The following is a 17,273-nucleotide window of genomic DNA, read 5'->3' on the forward strand; positions in this document are numbered from 1 at the left end:
CGGCAAGCTCACCGCACGCATTGAACGTCATGGCAATGCCTGCGTCAGGAAACGGTCGAAGTCGCCGATGTTCATGCTGCCCCAGCCCGACGCGAAGTCCCATCCAGAGCTGGCATTATATCCATCGTGATAGAGGCCGTTGCTACCGACCACGACGTCATGGGCACGCTGCGCATCATTATGCTGGCTGGCGTACTGATAGATCTGCGGCGCGACGAAGCCCAGCCTGGGGTGAGAGTGCAATAGCCGGGCGATATAGCCGGCGAAGGTCGGAGCAGCCGCACTGGTGCCCCACACATACCAGGCAGCCTCATTGCCCTGGGCGTTGGTGCCGCGAATCTGTGCGCTGCTGTAGAACGAGCCATTGAAGCTGACGTCGGGCACGGCGCGGTATCCAGACGCCGTCTGCCCAGGCAGGAGAGTGCGTTGCCACTGTGGCGCGTAAGCGATCTTGCTAATTCCCCCTGGCTGAGCTGACGGCCGACACCGGCGTTCCAGACGCGCTCGGAGGAGTAGCTGCCGGGGTTGCCAGCCTGGGTCTGCAATTCAGTGGCGCCGACAGCAATCGCGTAGCGGTGCGACGCCGGCCAACCGACCTGGCGCAGATCCGGGCGGCCCACCAGCGTGTCGTAATAAGGCGCGTTGGCGCGCGCACTCAGCGGCAGATAGACGCCGTCGTCGCCGCTGCAGATCACGAAGTTCTGCCCCTGACGTACCGCCTTGCTGAGGCTGGCATCCATGGCCTGGAAGATGGCGTCGTTCACCTGGGTCTCCTGCGCATAGATCGACATGCTCACCACGCGGGCCAGATTGTCGTCAGCAGCCCGGGCCATGCCATCGATCATGCTCTTCCAGGAAAAATCCGGGATGTTGTAGATGATCAGCTGCTTCAATCCGCCGGCGCTACCCACCAGCAGTTGGGTATCCATGTCCCACTCGACTTCGGAATCTTTGCTGGCGGCGCTGGACTGGTAACCCGGTGCACTGGGGTCGCCCACCGTCACCACCGTGACCAGAGTGCTGAGGCCATGCAGCGTCTGGAAGCTCTGCAGCCGCGCGAGGGTATTTTCCAGATTGCCGGCGGCGATGACCGCACCGACGATATCGCTGGCCGGTGCCAGGGTATCGGCGCCATAGGCGCTATTGAGCTCCTCGATGCTGTGGCGTACGACTTCTGCGCCGCCGCTGTTGGAGGCCATCACGGCTCTGCTATTCCACAGAGATGTGCGCGCGGCGCTCAGCGGCGCGCCGTGCGGTGTGACCTTGGCACCAGCAGTGCCGTCCAGGCCGACCACACCTTGCACCACCGTCTGCAAGCCAGCCGGTACTGCGACCGCGCCCTGCGCTGCGGCAACGCCGACGCGGCCATCGGCAGTCACCGCACGCAGCTGGGTACCAAGGGCGGCCTGCAACGCCGCCACTGTTGCACGGACTTGCAGCAAGCGGCCATCGGTGGCCGGGCGCACATCGGTGATGCCATACCGGCTCAGATATGCCTTGACCTGTGCGATATCGCTGGCGGAAGCAGCCGACGCCCGGGCCAGTGGACCGCGCAACAGCGGATCGCCGCCATCACGGGTCAACCACTGCTCCACCGCCGCATGCTGCTGGGCCATGCTCACCTGCGGCTTGAGCACGAAATCCACCTGCAGGATGCGCTCCGGTGCGAGGGCAACACCGGTAGCCACTTGCGAAGGTGTCGGCTCGGCCGCGTGCGCGGTGCCGGTCAGGCCCAACGCGATGGCGCAGGCCAATACGACCCGGCAGAAAGAGCGCGTCACCATGCGTTTACCGCCATTGATCGTGAGTAACAGGCTGCGGATTCTCATGAGGCAGCATCAATTGCAGACGCAGCAGCGCGAAGTCTCTGTGCGTAAAGCGATGCGAATGCCAACTGACGCTCAAGCCCTGCGCCGAGGTGCCTGCCCACTGCACGCGGTGGCCCTGCCGACGCTGGCCAATCGCAACGCACGGCGACGACAGCCGCCGGCGCCGGTCGGTTATTCGCATGCCTGCGTCCTACATTTCCAACACCACCTTGCCCAGGTGGCTGCCCTGTTCCAGATAGCGATGTGCCGCGGCCGCTTCGCTTAGCGGGAAGCGCTTGTCGAGCAGCACACGCAGCTTGCCCTGTTCGATCCACGGCCACACCACGCGTTCCACTTCTGCGGCCAGCCGGGCTTTTTCATCGGCATTACGTGGGCGCAGCGTCGAGTCGGTGATCACCGCCTGCTTGCGCATCAGCACCGGAATCGGCACCTCGATGGTGGCGCCGGCCTGTGAGGCGATATAGACGATGCGTCCGCGTGGATTGAGCGCTTCCAGCGTGTCGGCGAATACTGTAGCGCCCACCATGTCGAGCGCGACGTCCACACCGCCGTGCCCCTTGGCCACCTCGACAAACGATTCGCCGGTGGAATCGACCGCCACATCGGCACCCAATTCGCGCGCCTGTGCGGCCTTGCTGGCCGAGCGTGCGGTCGCCAGCACGTGCGCGCCTGCCGCCTTGGCCATCTGGATCGCGGTGACGCCGATGCCCGAGGTTGCACCGTGCAACAACAGCCATTCGCCCGCCGCGAGCCGGCCGTGTTCGAACAGGTTGGCGTAGGCGGTGAAGATGGTTTCCGGCAGCGCGGCGGCGTGCACCAGATCCATGCCCGCAGGAATCGGCAGCACGTGACGCGCATCGACGGCAGCGTATTGCGCATAACCGCCGCCGCCCAGCAGTGCGCAGACGCGGTCGCCCACTTTCCAGCGACCAGCCGGCTCCACGATCTCGCCGGCGATCTCCAGCCCCAGCGTTTCCGGTGCGCCAGGCGGCGGCGGATAGTGCCCGGCGCGTTGCAGCAGATCGGGTCGATTGATGCCGGCGGCGTGCACGCGGATCAGCACCTGGCCCGGTGCAGGACGCGGGCGCGGTTGCTCGATGGCGTACAGCGCGTCGGCGTCGCCCTTGCCATCGCGGATGGCGATGGCGGTCATCGTGGTATCGCTCATAAAGGCGCTCCGTAGAAGTTGCGCCAAGTGTAGGCGCGCAGACGTCAACGCTTGGCGCAGAGGCATCGCACGTTTACCTGCAAGTGGTGCCGCAGCAGCTGCAGACAGGTGATGCGGTTGCGTAGAACTGCGCTGCAATGCTGCTGCGTGTGCGAACGAGGTATTGCGCAAATGGACGAGCGGTTATCATCGACAGCATCTCGAAAAAGTTCAGGCAAGTATCGGATTGCTCGCCGGCGCAAGCGCACCCGCAAGCTCGTCGAGGCTGCGCGCCGGCACGACTCAGATGCGCCCCAAGGATTCGGCGATACAGCCATCGCCCTTTCCGACATGTCGCACTCCGACTAACTGGTTTGGAATGCCTGAAGCTCACCGAGCGCGGCGCAGGCTCGCGCATCTAAGCGACCCGCCGGTGCAGCAATCGCCCCCGAACAAGATGCGATGACCCGCAAGCAGCCCCAACCAGGCAGACGCTACGCGTCGGCCCGCAGCACGGTGTCCCGGCCTATGCTGGCGTCTTGCTAGCCACCAGGAGCTGCCATGCCGATGCCGTGGAATGTGCGCATCACCGTCATCTGCGTGCTCGCATTGTGCGCAAGCACGCCCACACGTGCAGCGCAGGTGCGCATTGCCCAGCAAGCAGATGGCTATCGCCTGTTGGTGGATGGCGCCCCGTTCGTGATCAAGGGCGCTGGCCTGGGCAATGGCAGCATGGAAACGCTGGCCGCACGCGGCGGCAATGCGCTGCGCACCTGGCGCGTTGATGCTGACCCGCAACGCCAGCGCGCCTTGCTCGATCGTGCGCAGCGTAACGGTTTGAAAGTGGCGGTCGGCATCGAGGTCGGCAACCAGCGGCATGGCTTCGATTACAACGATGCTGCCGCGGTGCAGCAGCAACTGCAGCGCATCCTTGCGCAGGTACGGCGATCGGCAGCGCATCCGGCGGTATTGATGTGGGTGGTCGGCAACGAGCTCAATCTGGATTACAGCAATCCCAAGGTGTGGAATGCGGTCGGCGAGATCGCCGAGGCCATCCACAGCATCGATCCGGACCACCCGGTCACCACCACGCTGGCCTGCTTCGACAAGCAGCTGATCGACCAGCTCAAGACACGCGCACCGGCACTGGACCTGATTGCCGTGCAGCTTTATGGCGATATTGCGGCGCTGCCGCAGAAACTGCGCGATAGCGAGTGGCGTGGCCCCTACGTGGTCACCGAGTGGGGCCCCACCGGGCATTGGGAATCGCCAACCACAGGCTGGGGCGCACCGATCGAAGACGACAGCACGCGCAAGGCGGTATTGCTGGAACAGCGCTACCGCAGCTACATCGCCAGCGACACCCGCCAAGGGCTTGGATCGTTCGTGTTCCTGTGGGGCGACAAGCAGGAGCGCACGCCCACCTGGTATGGCCTGTTCCTGCCCTCGGGCGAAGCCACGCCCAGCGTGGACACGTTGCAACTGCTGTGGACCGGGCAGTGGCCGGCCACGCATGCGCCCGCCGTGTCGGCACTCACTCTGCATGGCCAGCGCGCGACCGACAGCGTGAGTCTGCGCCCGGGCCAAGCCGTTACCGCAAGCATTCACGCCAGTGGCGCATCCCTATTGCGCTACACCTGGCAGATTCGCAGCGAAAGTACTGCCCGCAGCATCGGCGGCGACCCGGAGACGTTGCCACCGTTGGTCGATGTCGGGTTTGAGCCGACCCTCGCCGCCGGTGATCGCGCTGGCGCACGTGATTCGGGCGACACGGTCCGCCTGATCGCACCACCGCCCGGCAACTATCGTTTGTTCGTTGAAGTACACGACAACGCGGGCCGCGCCGGTTACGCCAACCTGCCGTTCCGCGTTCTGCCGCCGCATCCCGCATCAGCGCCGCGCGAATCGGAACTGCCGCAACCAAATATGCATTCATCGCGATGAAGCGATATTATGCCCACACGCTTTGCCGAACCCGCCGCGATGACGCATCTCAGTTTCGAGTTCTATCCGCCCAAGACCGATGACCAGCGCGCGCAACTGGACCGCACCGCAGCCAGGTTGAAGGGCTACGCGCCGGAGTATGTGTCGTGCACCTTCGGCGCCGGCGGCTCCACGCTGAGCTACGCCTCCGAAACGGTGCGCCACCTCAAGCAGAAGCACGGCTTCGAAGCGGCGCCGCATCTGTCCTGCGTCGGCGGCAGCCGGCAGGAAATCCGCGAACTGCTCAAGCTGTATCGGGCGATCGGCTGCACCCGCATCGTTGCATTGCGTGGCGACCTGCCTTCGGGCATGGGTCATCCGGGCGACCTGCGTTACGCCTCGGACCTGATCGCCTTCATCCGCGCCGAGCACGGCGATGCGTTCCGGATCGAGGTCGGCGCCTATCCCGAGACCCATCCGCAAGCGACAGATGCGCTTAGCGACCTGCGCTATTTCAAGGCCAAGGTCGATGCCGGCGCCGATGCGGCGATCACCCAGTATTTCTACAACGCCGATGCCTACTTCCATTTCCGCGACGCGGTGCAGCGCATGGGTGTGGAGGTGCCGATCATTCCGGGCATCATGCCGATCTCCAACTTCTCGCAACTGCGGCGGTTTTCCGAGCAGTGCGGTGCGGAGATTCCGCGCTGGATCGGCAAGAAGATGCAGTCCTACGGCGACGACGCCGATGCGGTACGCGCGTTCGGCGCAGAAGTCGTCTCGGCCTTGTGCGAGCGCCTGATTGCAGGTGGCGCGCCGGCACTGCACTTCTACACGCTCAATCTGGCCAAACCGACCACGCAGGTGTTGCAGCTGCTTGGACGCTAAGTGCCCTTCGCATTTTCACGTGTTTCAAGGTGCGCTTGGAAGCACGTATCGGGCACGTCGTTCGCTGTCCCTTCCTCACAGCACAGGACGTCACGCGCCACGGCGTAAGTCACGATGCGCACGCGGGCTGACGACGTTGATGGAACGACAGACAGCCATCGCACCCGCCCCAGCGCGCACATGCATCGCCAACTCACACGCGCCCGGCTACGCTGTGCTGATGCCTCGCCTTCTGCCCCTGCTGTTACTGCTCTGCGCCTGTCCCGCCGCACGTGTGCAGGCGCAGGAGATCCATCGCTGCGTCTCGCCGGACGGGCAGACCATGTTCACCGACCGGCGCTGCGAAGACGTTGCCGCGGCAAGCCGCGCGCCATCCGACATCCGCCCGCAAGGTAATACCAGTCTGTATCGCTATGGCTGCCCAAGGCGGCTGAGCGAACTGGTGTCGCTGCTGCAATCGGCAGTGGACAGCCGCGACGTCAATCGTCTGTCCAGCCTATACCTGTGGAGCGGGCAATCCGATGCCGCCGCCAATCAGGTGCTGAGCCGCCTGGAAGCGATCGTGCAGCGTCCGTTGCTGGATATCGTGCCGATGTATCCGCAAAGCGACGACACCCCAACCTGGGACGCCGAGACCACCGCGCCCACCCCATCGCTGGATGGCAGCACCATCGACGCGCCACTTGCCGCCCCACCTAGCCGCCCGCACCCCTGGGGCCTGCGGCTGGAACAGAACCTCGCCAGCGGCACGCCTGCGCGCAGCGTGCTGAGGCTGCGCAGGCAATACAACTGCTTCTGGGTGACGTTCTAGCGGTGTCTGCGTGTCGCCGTGCTGTGTGGGATCGCAGAAGGATCGCCGAACACCGACTGCGTCGGTGCAGTCACTGCGGCCACAGCGAGCGGATCGCCGCGATGCCCTGCGCGCCATGCGACCGCGCCTCTCGCACATCCTCGATCTGCATGCCGCCAAGCGCGTAGATCGGCAGCGAGACCTGTTCGCGCAAGGCTTCAAAACCATCCCATCCGATCGGGGTGGCGCCCGGGTGCGATGCGGTGGCCTGCACAGGCCCCAACACCGCGAAGTCGCAGCCGATCCGTTGTGCGTGGCGCAAGTCGTCCAAGCCATGGCACGACGCAGCCACGAGGTGTTCTGCGGGCAGCGGGCGTTCCTGCAAACCAGCCAACTGTTCCGATCCCAGATGCACGCCGATACCAAGTTCCGCAGCCAGCGCGATATCGCGATTGAGCAGCAGCTGCGCGCGCGCGCGGCCACGCAAGCGCATGACCTGCTGCAACAGTGCTTGCCAACGCGCAGGCGCAAGCTGCCGCGCGCGTAGCTGGATCCGCGTAATGCCGTTGTGCAACGCGAGCTCCAGGCCCTCCAGCCAGCGCGCGTCGTCCTCCGGCTCGGGCGTGATCAGGTAACGGTCGGGCTGACGCAGCACCCCCACCACGGGCACGTCGGCGGGCGGCATCGAATAGCGGGCCAGCTTGTCTGCCGCCACCCAGGTCATGGCCTGGCCTTCGCGGCCGCGTGGGCTGCCTTTCCAGGCGGTGATATGCCGCACTTCCAGACGCAGCCGCTTGTCCGGATAGAGCTGCGGCACATCCATGAGCCAATCGCCGACCTGTGCCTCGATGCCGAGCTCTTCGTTGAGCTCGCGCACCAGCGCTTGTTCGGAGGTCTCGCCAGGCTCGCGCTTGCCGCCCGGGAATTCCCACAGGCCAGGCATGTCACGGGTTTCGGTACGGCGGGTCAGCAGGATGCGCCCGCGGGGGTCGGTGATCACGCCGGCAACGACGTGAATGGATCGAAGAGAATCAGGCATGGCGACAAGAGTGCCGCGAGTGAGCGGTGCAGTGCAATGCAGCCGGGATTGCGGATTTGGGATTCGCTAACGCAGGCGTTGCACCAGCGTTACCAATTGCCGATCACGCACTCCCAATCTGCGCCTCAGCGCAGCAGACCAAAGCCGCACTCGCCCGCCTAACTGCGCGTCCTTCAAAAGGCTATCGCAGTACTTCCGAAAGAAAAGCCCCGTTGGTAAGTGATAAGGGGGGCGCGCCGAAGGCGCAGGGAATCGGAAGCAGCACCGTGAGCCCGCTATCCGCAACGCGGATAGCGGGTGAGCAGCCCGCAAAGCGGGCTGCTCCACGGTCAACTCAGCATCAGCTGAGTTGACCGTGGCAGTGCTTGTACTTCTTGCCGCTGCCGCAGGGGCATGGGTCGTTGCGGCCCACCTTGGGTTCGTCGCGAGTGACCTGCGAGACCGGGACCGGCGCGTTGCCGCCCTGCATCTGCTCCACTTCCTCGTCGGCACCGTAGCCGCCCGCCTCTTGGTGCTGGAATTGCGAGGCCATCAAGCGCGCCTGCGCCTGCAGCCGTTCCTGCTCTTCCAGTTCGGCCACTTCTTCTTCGCTGCGAATGCGCACACGCGCGAGCAGGTTGATCACTTCGCGCTTGACGTTCTCCAGCATATCGGAGAACAGCTCGAAGGCTTCCTTCTTGTATTCCTGCTTGGGCTGCTTCTGCGCATAACCGCGCAGATAGATGCCCTGGCGCAGGTAATCCATCTTGGCAAGATGCTCCTTCCAGCCCTGGTCCAGCACGGTCAGCATCACGTGCTTTTCCAGCGCGCGCATGGTGTCGTTGCCTACGGCCGCTTCCTTCTCGGCAAAGTGCGCATCCACCGCTGTCTGCACCTTGGCGGCAATCTGCTCGGCATCGATTTCTTCCTGCGCGCGCACCATGTCTGTAAGCGACAAGGTCACGCCCAGCTCCGACTCCAGCGTGGCTTCCAGGCCCTTCAGGTCCCACTGTTCGTCGACCGAATTGGGCGGCACGAAGCGTGCGACCAGGTCGTAGATCACATCGCCGCGAATGCCGTCGACATTGTCCTTGACCGACTCGGCGTCCAGCAATTCGTCGCGCTGCGCGTAGATCACCTTGCGCTGGTCGTTGTTGACGTCGTCGAAATCCAGCAAGTTCTTGCGGATGTCGAAGTTGTGCGCTTCCACCTTGCGCTGCGCCTTTTCGATCTGCCGGCTGACCAGGCGATCTTCGATGACGTCGTCTTCCTTCATGCCCATCATGCGCATCGCCTTCTGGACCCAGTCCGAAGCGAAGATGCGCATCAGATTGTCTTCCAGCGATAGATAGAAACGCGACGAACCCGGGTCGCCCTGACGACCGGCACGGCCACGCAACTGGTTGTCGATACGGCGCGATTCGTGGCGTTCGGTACCGATGATGTGCAGGCCGCCAGCGGCCTTGACCGCATCATGACGGCGCTGCCATTCGGTCTTGGCAGCGAAGCGCTGCTCGTCGCTGATGTCTTCGCCCATGCCATGCAGTTCGGTTTCCAGCGAACCGCCCAGCACGATGTCGGTACCGCGACCGGCCATGTTGGTGGCGATGGTCACCGCGCCCGGCTGACCGGCGTTGGCCACGATGGTGGCCTCGCGCTCATGCTGCTTGGCGTTGAGCACTTCATGCTTCACGCCGGCCTTGCGCAGATGCTCGGACAGCATCTCCGAGGTCTCGATCGAGGTCGTACCCACCAGCACCGGCTGACCGCGCTTGGCGCAGTCTTCGATGTCGGCCAGCACCGCATTGAACTTGCCCTTGCGGTTGAGGAACACCTGGTCGGGATGGTCCTTGCGCACGGTCGGGCGGTTGGTCGGAATCACAACCACCTCCAGGCCGTAGATGCTCTGGAATTCGTAGGCTTCGGTGTCGGCCGTACCGGTCATGCCGGACAGCTTCTTGTACATGCGGAACAGGTTCTGGAAGGTGATGCTGGCCAGCGTCTGATTCTCGCGCTGTACCGGCACGCCTTCCTTCGCTTCGACCGCCTGATGCAGGCCGTCGGACCAGCGACGCCCGGACAGCGTACGACCAGTGAATTCGTCCACGATCACCACTTCGCCATCGCGCACGATGTAATCCACATCGCGCTGATAGATCGCATGCGCACGCAGCGCCGCGTTGAGGTGATGCACCACGCTGAGGTTCTGCGCGGCGTAGAGCCCGTCTTCGGCGTTTTCCAGGATGCCGGCCTGCAGCAGCAGTTCTTCGGCGTGGCCCATGCCCGCTTCGGACAGATGCACCTGCTTGCCCTTTTCGTCGATCCAGTAATCGCCTTCGCTCTCTTCGCTTTCCTGCTTGGTCAGCTGCGGCACGATGCGGTTGACGCGGATGTACAGCTCCGGCGATTCGTCGGCCGGGCCGGAAATGATCAGCGGCGTGCGCGCTTCGTCGATCAGAATCGAGTCGACTTCGTCGACGATCGCGTAATGCAGATTGCGCTGGTAACGGTCGGCGCGCGACAGCGCCATATTGTCGCGCAGGTAGTCGAAGCCGAATTCGTTATTGGTGCCGTAGGTGATGTCGCTGCCATAGGCCTCGCGCTTGTCGCTGTGCGGCATGCCCGGATACACCACGCCCACGCTCAGTCCCAGCCAGTTGTACAACTTGCCCATCTGCGCGGCATCGCGGCGCGCCAGGTAGTCGTTGACCGTGACCACGTGCACGCCCTCGCCCTGCAGCGCGTTGAGGTAGACCGGCAGCGTGGCCACCAGGGTCTTGCCTTCGCCGGTGCGCATCTCGGCGATCTTGCCCAGGTGCAACACCATGCCGCCGATCAGCTGTACATCGTAATGGCGCATGCCGAGCACGCGGCGGCTGGCCTCGCGGCACACCGCAAAGGCTTCGGGAAGAATCTTGTCCAGGGACTCGCCGGCGGCAAGCCGCTGCTTGAACTCCGGGGTCTTGGCTTGCAGCTCGGCGTCGGAGAGCTTCTCGATCGTCGGCTCCAGCGCATTGATCTGGGCGACGAGGCGGTTGAGCTGGCGCAGCTGGCGTTCGTTACGACTGCCAAAGACACGGGTAAGCAGACTGTTGATCATTGAAGAAACCGGTTGAAAAGGAACGGTTTGACCGACGCCGGTCCCCACAGACCCGACCGCCGTAAACGAAACAGGGCGCACTGCGCCCTGTCGATGGCAACACCCTATTGTAGCTTGGGGCGGGCCTTCACGAATCAAGCGCGGCCCGCGCCTTCTTCAACCGCGCCCTTGACGTCCCACCGGCGTGGTTTCGCCCAGGAATTTGCGCGGATTAACCACGCGCCCGTCCGCCCACACCTCGAAATGCACGTGTGCGCCAGTGGACCGACCGCTGGAGCCGGCACGCGCCACCTGCTGGCCGGCGCGCACCAGATCGCCCACCTTCACCACCAGGCGCGAGTTGTGCGCGTAGCGGGTCACATAGCCGTTGCCGTGATCCACTTCGACCACATTGCCGTAACCGCCGCGCACACCGGCGTAGCTGACCACGCCATCGGCAACCGCCATCACCGGGTCGCCCACGTTGGCGTGGAAGTCCACACCCTTGTGGAAGGCCGAACCACCGTCGAACGGATCGGCGCGACCGCCGAAGCCCGAAGTGATGTAGGTATTGCGAATCGGCATCCGCGACGGCACCGAATTCTGCTCGAGCTGATGATCAAACATCAGCGAGGCCAAGACGTTCAATTGCTGGCCGGAGGCGGAGAACTGCTGTTCCACTTGCCCTAGCGTCTCTTTGAGCTCTTTCACCGGCATGTCGCTGACCGGCTCGTCGCCGCCACCGACGCCGACCGGCTCGTCGAAGTCGAACTCGCCGTCCTTCAACCTGCCCATTTCGGTCAGGCGCTCGCCCAAGGCATTAAGCCGGGTGGCCTGCGCCTGCAGCTCGCCCAGACGGGCAGCCAGTGCATTGACCTGCGCCTGCGAGGCGCGCTGCGCCTGGGCCAGCTCAGCCTGCTGCTGCGCAACCTTGGCCTGCAGCGCGGAATTGGTCACCATGCCGGTAGCGGTGCTTGCACCGACGCCAACCAGCATGCCCAGGCCCAGTACCGCACCAAGCACCACCATCGGCCGATCTGCTGCAAAGCCCTGTAACTGTCGGGCCACACGCTGCGCCCGGGTCTGTCGAGATTTGATTACTACTTTATTCAACGCCATATGAGTGTCATGTCCAAGCCCAAGTCCAACGCACGCAACCCTTCCGCTCCACAACCGGCCATCGAGGCCGCGTTGGGGGAAAAGGCTGGCGACCCCTTGCGCCGAGCCTTGTGGCTCGATGCGCTGGACCGGCAGTTGCGCCCCCTGTTACCACCTCATCTGGCCACCCGTTGCCGGTTAGCCAATGTCCGAGGCGAACAACTCGTTTTTCTGGTGGATTCGCCGGTCTGGCATGCCAAGGTGCGGCTTGCCGAAACCCAAATCCTGGATGCAGCCCGATCCATCGGACTAAAGGCCACCGCAGTGACCATCAAGACCGCAACCGTGCCGCTGCATTCCCCAACGCAGCAGAACCGCGACCGTCCCAAACCCGTGTCCGAGGCGACGCACAAAGGTTTGCGCGACGCATTGGCTTCCTTGCAGGACGTCCTACCGACCAAGCGGTAAGGTCCTCACCGCCTATCCAGAGCGGCCGCCAGTGCGTGAAAGAGTTGCGAGGACCGCACACGACCCGACGCATCCTAGCGGGCATGTGGCCCCCGGGAGTTAGGGAAGTCTTAAATAAATGTTAAAAACAGACCCGAAATGCAACAGGGTTCACACTTTGAGTGCCAACTTGGCCATTCCCTGACACTACGCGTAGACAGGGCTGGCGTAGGTGACCGGCGGTTGCTCGGTGCCTTCCGGAAAGCTGACCCATTCCCAGGCGGCCTGGTCGGCCAACAGCGCACGCACCAGTTTGTTGTTGAGGGCGTGGCCGGATTTGAAACCTTCGTAGGCACCCAGGATGGCGCCGCCGGCCAGATACAGGTCGCCGATGGCATCCAGAATCTTATGCCGCACGAATTCGTTGGTGTAGCGCAGGCCGTCTTCGTTGAGGACGCGGAACTCGTCCAACACGATGGCATTGTCCATCGACCCGCCCAGGCCCAGATTGCGCTCGCGCATGTACTCAAGGTCGCGCATGAAACCGAACGTGCGCGCGCGCGAGATTTCCTTGACGTACGCCGAGGTGGAGAACTCGATTTCTTGGCGCGATTGCTTGGCCGGGATCATCGGGTGATTGAATTCAATGGTGAAGCCGAGCTTGTAGCCTTCGTACGGCTCAAAGCGGGCCACCTTGTCGCCCTCGCGCACTTCCACCGCCTGCTTGATCCGGATGAAGCGCTTGGGTTTGCTCTGTTCGACGATACCTGCCGACTGCAGCAGGAACACGAACGGGCCTGACGAGCCATCCATGATCGGCAACTCGGCCGAGGACAGTTCGACGATGACATTGTCGACGCCCAAGCCCGCCAATGCGGACATCAGATGTTCGACGGTCTGGATCTTGGCACCGTTGCAGGTCAGGCCGGTGCACAGCGTGGTCTCGGTGACCAGCTCGGCATCGGCGGGGACTTCGACGATCGGTTCCAGGTCCACACGTCGGAACACCACGCCGTGATCGACCGGAGCCGGTCGTAGCGTCATATACACCTTGTCGCCGCTGTGCAGGCCGACGCCGGTGGCGCGAATGGTGTTTTTGAGAGTGCGTTGCTGGGTCATATGCGAAGTCTGGCTGAACAAAGCAGACAGACGCTGAACCGACTGTCTAATCCGCTGAGATTATCCGAATTTTAACAAGTCGTGCGTGACGGAAACTGTCATCGCGCGGTCACGGCATTACAAAAGCTGCCGGATCGGCACCGATCCGGCAGAAATGACATGACATGGCAGTGCACCCCGAAGCGGACTCCGGGGCGGGATGGGCTGCGTCACCGTAGCGACGCAGCCGACGCTCCTTAGTCGGCCTGGCGGCGCAGGAACGCCGGGATATCCAGGTAATCGTTGGGCAGGTCAGCCGCCGGCGCCGAGGAGCCGCCGCCGGTGTGGTTGCTGCTGCCGCTGCCGACTGAGTCGCTGCTCGGACGACGCAGGCCCAGGCCCATGCTGCCGCCGACCGCCTTGGACACCGCGTCGCCACTGGTGGTGTCGAAGTCGCCGAACTCCGGCTGGCCGGTGGTGGCGTTGCGGACCAACTTGATCGGCGCACGTTGATCCGGACGCTGGGTCTGACGCGCAACCGCACGGTTCAGGCCGGTGGCCACCACGGTCACGCGCACTTCGTCCTGCATGTCCGGGTCGAGCACGGTGCCGACGACCACGGTGGCATCTTCGGACGCGAACGCTTCGATGGTACGACCGATTTCGTCGAACTCGGACATGGTGAAGTCCGGGCCGGCAGTGATGTTGACCAGGATGCCGTTGGCACCGGCCAGGTTCACATCGTCCAGTAGCGGGTTCTGGATGGCGGCTTCTGCAGCGGCCTGCGCGCGATCGTCGCCGCGTGCCGAACCGGTGCCCATCATGGCCAGACCCATCTCCGACATCACGGTGCGCACGTCGGCGAAGTCGACGTTGATCAGACCCGGGCGCACGATCAGATCGGCGATGCCCTGCACGGCGCCCTGCAGCACGTCGTTGGCAGCGCGGAACGCCTGGATCATGGTGGCGTTGCGGCCCAGCACGGTGATCAGCTTTTCATTGGGGATGGTGATCAGCGAGTCGCAATGCTGGCTCAACTCTTCGATGCCCTTCAGCGCCACCTGCATGCGGCGACGGCCTTCGAACGGGAACGGCTTGGTGACCACGGCAACGGTCAGGATGCCCATCTCCTTGGCCAGCTGCGCCACCACCGGTGCGGCGCCGGTACCGGTACCGCCACCCATGCCAGCGGTGATGAAGACCATGTCCGCACCTTGCAGCGCGTCCATGATGCGCTCGCGATCTTCCAGCGCCGCCTGACGGCCGACTTCCGGATTCGCGCCTGCGCCCAGGCCCTTGGTGACATTGGTGCCGAGCTGCAGCTGCAACTTGGCGCCGCAGTTCTTGATCGCTTGCGAGTCGGTGTTGGCGGTGATGAATTCCACGCCATCGACGTTGGTGTTGACCATGTGTGCGACGGCATTGCCACCGCCACCGCCCACGCCCACAACCTTGATGACTGCGTTGGGAGCCATTTTTTCAATCAGTTCGAAATGTGCCATGTCAGTGTCCTCTTGAGCCGGATTGGTGAGGTGGGATTGGGGATTCGGAAGGACTCCGTTATCCGCCCCATCTCTCCGTCCGGCGAGTGTTGTTGTTTGAAAGTCGGGTCTGGGTTGCGTGGCCATTGATGCGCTGTTGCGCTCTACGACTCACCACACCTGCTCCTCGACGCAAATGCCTGCAAAAAAATTTTACTGCCTACCTGCTCGCCGCTCTCTACTGTAATTTTAGCAACCGTTGACGCTTTGCTTTTTGCTCTTGCTCTTGCTCTTGCTCTTGCCAATCTTGAATCCCAACTCCCGAATCCCGGCCCGTCAAAATTCGCCGCGATACCAATTTTTCAATTTCTTGAACAAGCTGCCCGCACGCCCGGTCGGGATCGACGGGCGACGCGGATGTTCGATCTGGCTGCCCATCAGCAACAGGCCGACGCCGGAGGCGTGCACCGGGTTGCCGACGACTTCACCCAGTCCAGTGACGTGCTGCGGAATGCCCACGCGCACCGGCATCTGCAGCATTTCTTCGGCCAGTTCCACCACGCCTTCCATCTTCGAGGCGCCACCGGTGAGCACCATGCCGGCGCGCACCATTTCTTCGAAGCCAGACCGGCGTAGTTCGGCCTGCACCATCTCGAAGATTTCCTCGTAACGGCCCTGCACTGCCTGCGCGAGTGCATGACGCGGCATGCGGCGCGGCGGGCGATCGCCCACCGATGGCACCTGGATGCTTTCTTCCGCGGTGGCCAACTGCGCAAGCGCGCAGGCGTAACGCACCTTGATCTGCTCGGCTTCCGGCGTGGGCGTGCGCAGCATGTGCGCGATGTCGTTGGTGACGTGGTCGCCGGCGATCGGCAAGGAAGCGGTGTGGCAGATCGCACCTTGCACGTACACCGCCAGATCGGTGGTGCCGGCGCCGATGTCCACCAGCACCACGCCGAGCTCGCGTTCGTCGGCGGTCAGCACTGCGACCGACGATGCCAGCGACGACAACACCAGATCGTCGACCTGCAGGCCGCACTTCTGCACGCACTTGGTGATATTGGCGGCCGCGGACTGCGCGCACACCACCAAATGCGCATGCACTTCCAGGCGCACGCCGGTCATGCCAACCGGGTTACGGATGCCCTCCTGCGAATCGTCCAGCACGTACTCGCGCGGAATCGCATGCAGGATGCGCTGGTCGGCGGGAATGGCCACCGCCTTGGCGGCATCGAGCACACGCTCCAGATCGCTCCAGGTCACTTCGCCATCGCGGATCGGCACGATGCCCGGCGAGTTCTTGCACTGCACGTGATTGCCGGAAATCGATGCATACACCGAGCGGATTTCGCAACCGGCCATCAGCTCGGCTTCTTCCACCGCACGCTGGATCGACTGCACGGTGGATTCGATGTCCACCACCACGCCACGCTTGAGACCGCGCGATTCATGCGAACCGATACCGATCACTTCGATCGGATTGCCGGGCGAGTATTCGCCGACCAGCGCAACGACCTTGGAGGTGCCGATGTCCAGTCCAACGATGAGGGATTTGTCGCCTTTGCGATTCATGTATGCAGACTGCGTTGAAGAGTGAATGACGGAAACGCGTAGGCCAGACGATCGATCAGGCGTTGCGGAACACGGGTGGCGACGGGATGCACTTCCGCAGGCGGCGCGGCAGGCGCGGCAGGCGTGACCGGCGTGGCGCCCTTGGGCTTCTTGCTGTCGTGCGGCGTCTCACCAGGAGCGCGCTCGACGGTAAAGCCGTTGGTGTAGCGCAGGTCGGCGCGGGCGATCGGGCGCTGCGGATCGGCCAGCTGCGGCAATATGCGGGCGAAACGCTGCAGGCGCGCGCGGGCATCGTCGCGGCCGACCACAATCTGCACGCCATTGCTCAGACCCAACGACCAGCTACCGCGGGCGTCCATTTCAAGACGCTCCACATCCAGCCCGGTCGGTGCGAACAAGGCGCGCGATTCGTTGTACAGCGCCACCACATCCTGGGTCTTGCTGTCCGGCCCATCCAGCTGCGGCAACTTGAAATCTTTCAATAGCGGCGGGGTACGAAACAGCCGGCCCTGCTCGGACAGCATGCGGTCGGTGCCCCAGCGCGCAAACGGCTTGTGCTCGGTGACGTGCACTTCCAGCACATCCGGCCAGCGCTTACGCACCTGCGCACTTTCCACCCACGGCAAACGCGCGATGGCGTCCTGCGCCTGCTGCAACTTCACTGCGAAAAAGCCTGCGCGCGCATACGGCAGCACCACCGCACGCAATTCTTCGGCCGGCACGCGCTTGAAGTCGCCGGACACACGCAACTTCGCCAGCGGCCAACGCTCGGCACCGACCCAGCCATTGAGCACAGCCACCACCGGCAGCGCGACCAATGCCAGCGCGAGAAACCAGGCCAGAATGCGCAGGGTGGCGTTCATGCGCATGCTCCGCACGCGGGAATGGGGAATCGGGAATCGG

General features: G+C 63.8%; 12 protein-coding genes and 1 pseudogene. 4 read left to right on the forward strand and 9 right to left on the reverse strand.

Annotated features, from left to right (window positions below):
- Positions 1-27: 27 nt before the first annotated feature.
- Positions 28-1,784, reverse strand: a pseudogene (locus NX05_RS13230) (S8 family serine peptidase).
- A 235-nt stretch (positions 1,785-2,019) separates the two neighbouring features.
- Positions 2,020-2,997 (reverse strand): NAD(P)H-quinone oxidoreductase, encoded by a 978-nt coding sequence (locus tag NX05_RS13235; RefSeq protein ID WP_039436681.1) that lies wholly within the window; start codon positions 2,995-2,997, stop codon positions 2,020-2,022.
- Between the two features lie 540 nt (positions 2,998-3,537).
- Here NX05_RS13235 and NX05_RS13240 point away from each other — a divergent pair.
- From NX05_RS13240 to NX05_RS13250, 3 genes are all read left to right on the forward strand, one after another.
- Positions 3,538-4,920 carry a glycoside hydrolase family 2 TIM barrel-domain containing protein gene (locus NX05_RS13240; protein WP_039436679.1) on the forward strand — a complete coding sequence of 461 codons (1,383 nt, stop codon included), beginning with the start codon at positions 3,538-3,540 and terminating at the stop codon, positions 4,918-4,920.
- A 39-nt stretch (positions 4,921-4,959) separates the two neighbouring features.
- The gene (gene metF / locus NX05_RS13245) at positions 4,960-5,787 is read left to right on the forward strand and encodes a methylenetetrahydrofolate reductase [NAD(P)H] (protein WP_039436935.1); all 828 of its coding nucleotides are present in this window, start codon (positions 4,960-4,962) and stop codon (positions 5,785-5,787) included.
- Between the two features lie 139 nt (positions 5,788-5,926).
- On the forward strand, positions 5,927-6,598 hold the full coding sequence (locus NX05_RS13250) for a hypothetical protein (RefSeq protein WP_052239577.1): 672 nt from the start codon (positions 5,927-5,929) through the stop codon (positions 6,596-6,598).
- Positions 6,599-6,668: 70 nt separating this feature from the next.
- Here NX05_RS13250 and NX05_RS13255 read toward each other — a convergent pair whose 3' ends face one another.
- The 3 genes from NX05_RS13255 to NX05_RS13265 all read right to left on the reverse strand — a co-directional run bounded on the left by NX05_RS13255 (position 6,669) and on the right by NX05_RS13265 (position 11,793).
- The gene (locus NX05_RS13255; RefSeq protein ID WP_010381749.1) at positions 6,669-7,616 is read right to left on the reverse strand and encodes a Nudix family hydrolase; all 948 of its coding nucleotides are present in this window, start codon (positions 7,614-7,616) and stop codon (positions 6,669-6,671) included.
- Between the two features lie 340 nt (positions 7,617-7,956).
- Positions 7,957-10,695, reverse strand: a complete 2,739-nt coding sequence (secA, locus tag NX05_RS13260; protein WP_039436676.1) for a preprotein translocase subunit SecA — start codon at positions 10,693-10,695, stop codon at positions 7,957-7,959.
- A 156-nt stretch (positions 10,696-10,851) separates the two neighbouring features.
- Complete coding sequence (locus tag NX05_RS13265; protein WP_026112340.1) at positions 10,852-11,793, reverse strand: M23 family metallopeptidase; 942 nt, start codon at positions 11,791-11,793, stop codon at positions 10,852-10,854.
- Between NX05_RS13265 and NX05_RS13270 the strand changes: the two genes are divergently transcribed.
- Positions 11,794-12,240, forward strand: coding sequence for a DciA family protein (locus NX05_RS13270; protein ID WP_026112341.1), 447 nt, complete (start codon positions 11,794-11,796; stop codon positions 12,238-12,240).
- Positions 12,241-12,426: 186 nt separating this feature from the next.
- Here NX05_RS13270 and lpxC read toward each other — a convergent pair whose 3' ends face one another.
- The 4 genes from lpxC to NX05_RS13290 all read right to left on the reverse strand — a co-directional run bounded on the left by lpxC (position 12,427) and on the right by NX05_RS13290 (position 17,233).
- Positions 12,427-13,338, reverse strand: coding sequence for a UDP-3-O-acyl-N-acetylglucosamine deacetylase (gene lpxC / locus NX05_RS13275; protein ID WP_039436675.1), 912 nt, complete (start codon positions 13,336-13,338; stop codon positions 12,427-12,429).
- A 236-nt stretch (positions 13,339-13,574) separates the two neighbouring features.
- A complete protein-coding gene (gene ftsZ / locus NX05_RS13280; protein ID WP_010367620.1) occupies positions 13,575-14,819 on the reverse strand; it encodes a cell division protein FtsZ in 1,245 nt (414 codons plus the stop codon).
- 315 nt (positions 14,820-15,134) lie between these two features.
- Positions 15,135-16,370: a cell division protein FtsA gene (ftsA, locus tag NX05_RS13285; protein WP_003485272.1), complete on the reverse strand. Its 1,236-nt coding sequence runs from the start codon at positions 16,368-16,370 to the stop codon at positions 15,135-15,137.
- Positions 16,367-17,233, reverse strand: a complete 867-nt coding sequence (locus NX05_RS13290; RefSeq protein ID WP_039436674.1) for a cell division protein FtsQ/DivIB — start codon at positions 17,231-17,233, stop codon at positions 16,367-16,369. The genes ftsA and NX05_RS13290 overlap by 4 nt, the downstream gene beginning before the upstream one ends.
- Positions 17,234-17,273: the final 40 nt, after the last annotated feature.

It is taken from the genome of Xanthomonas vasicola (genome assembly GCF_000772705.2).
GTDB classification, from domain to species: domain Bacteria; phylum Pseudomonadota; class Gammaproteobacteria; order Xanthomonadales; family Xanthomonadaceae; genus Xanthomonas; species Xanthomonas vasicola.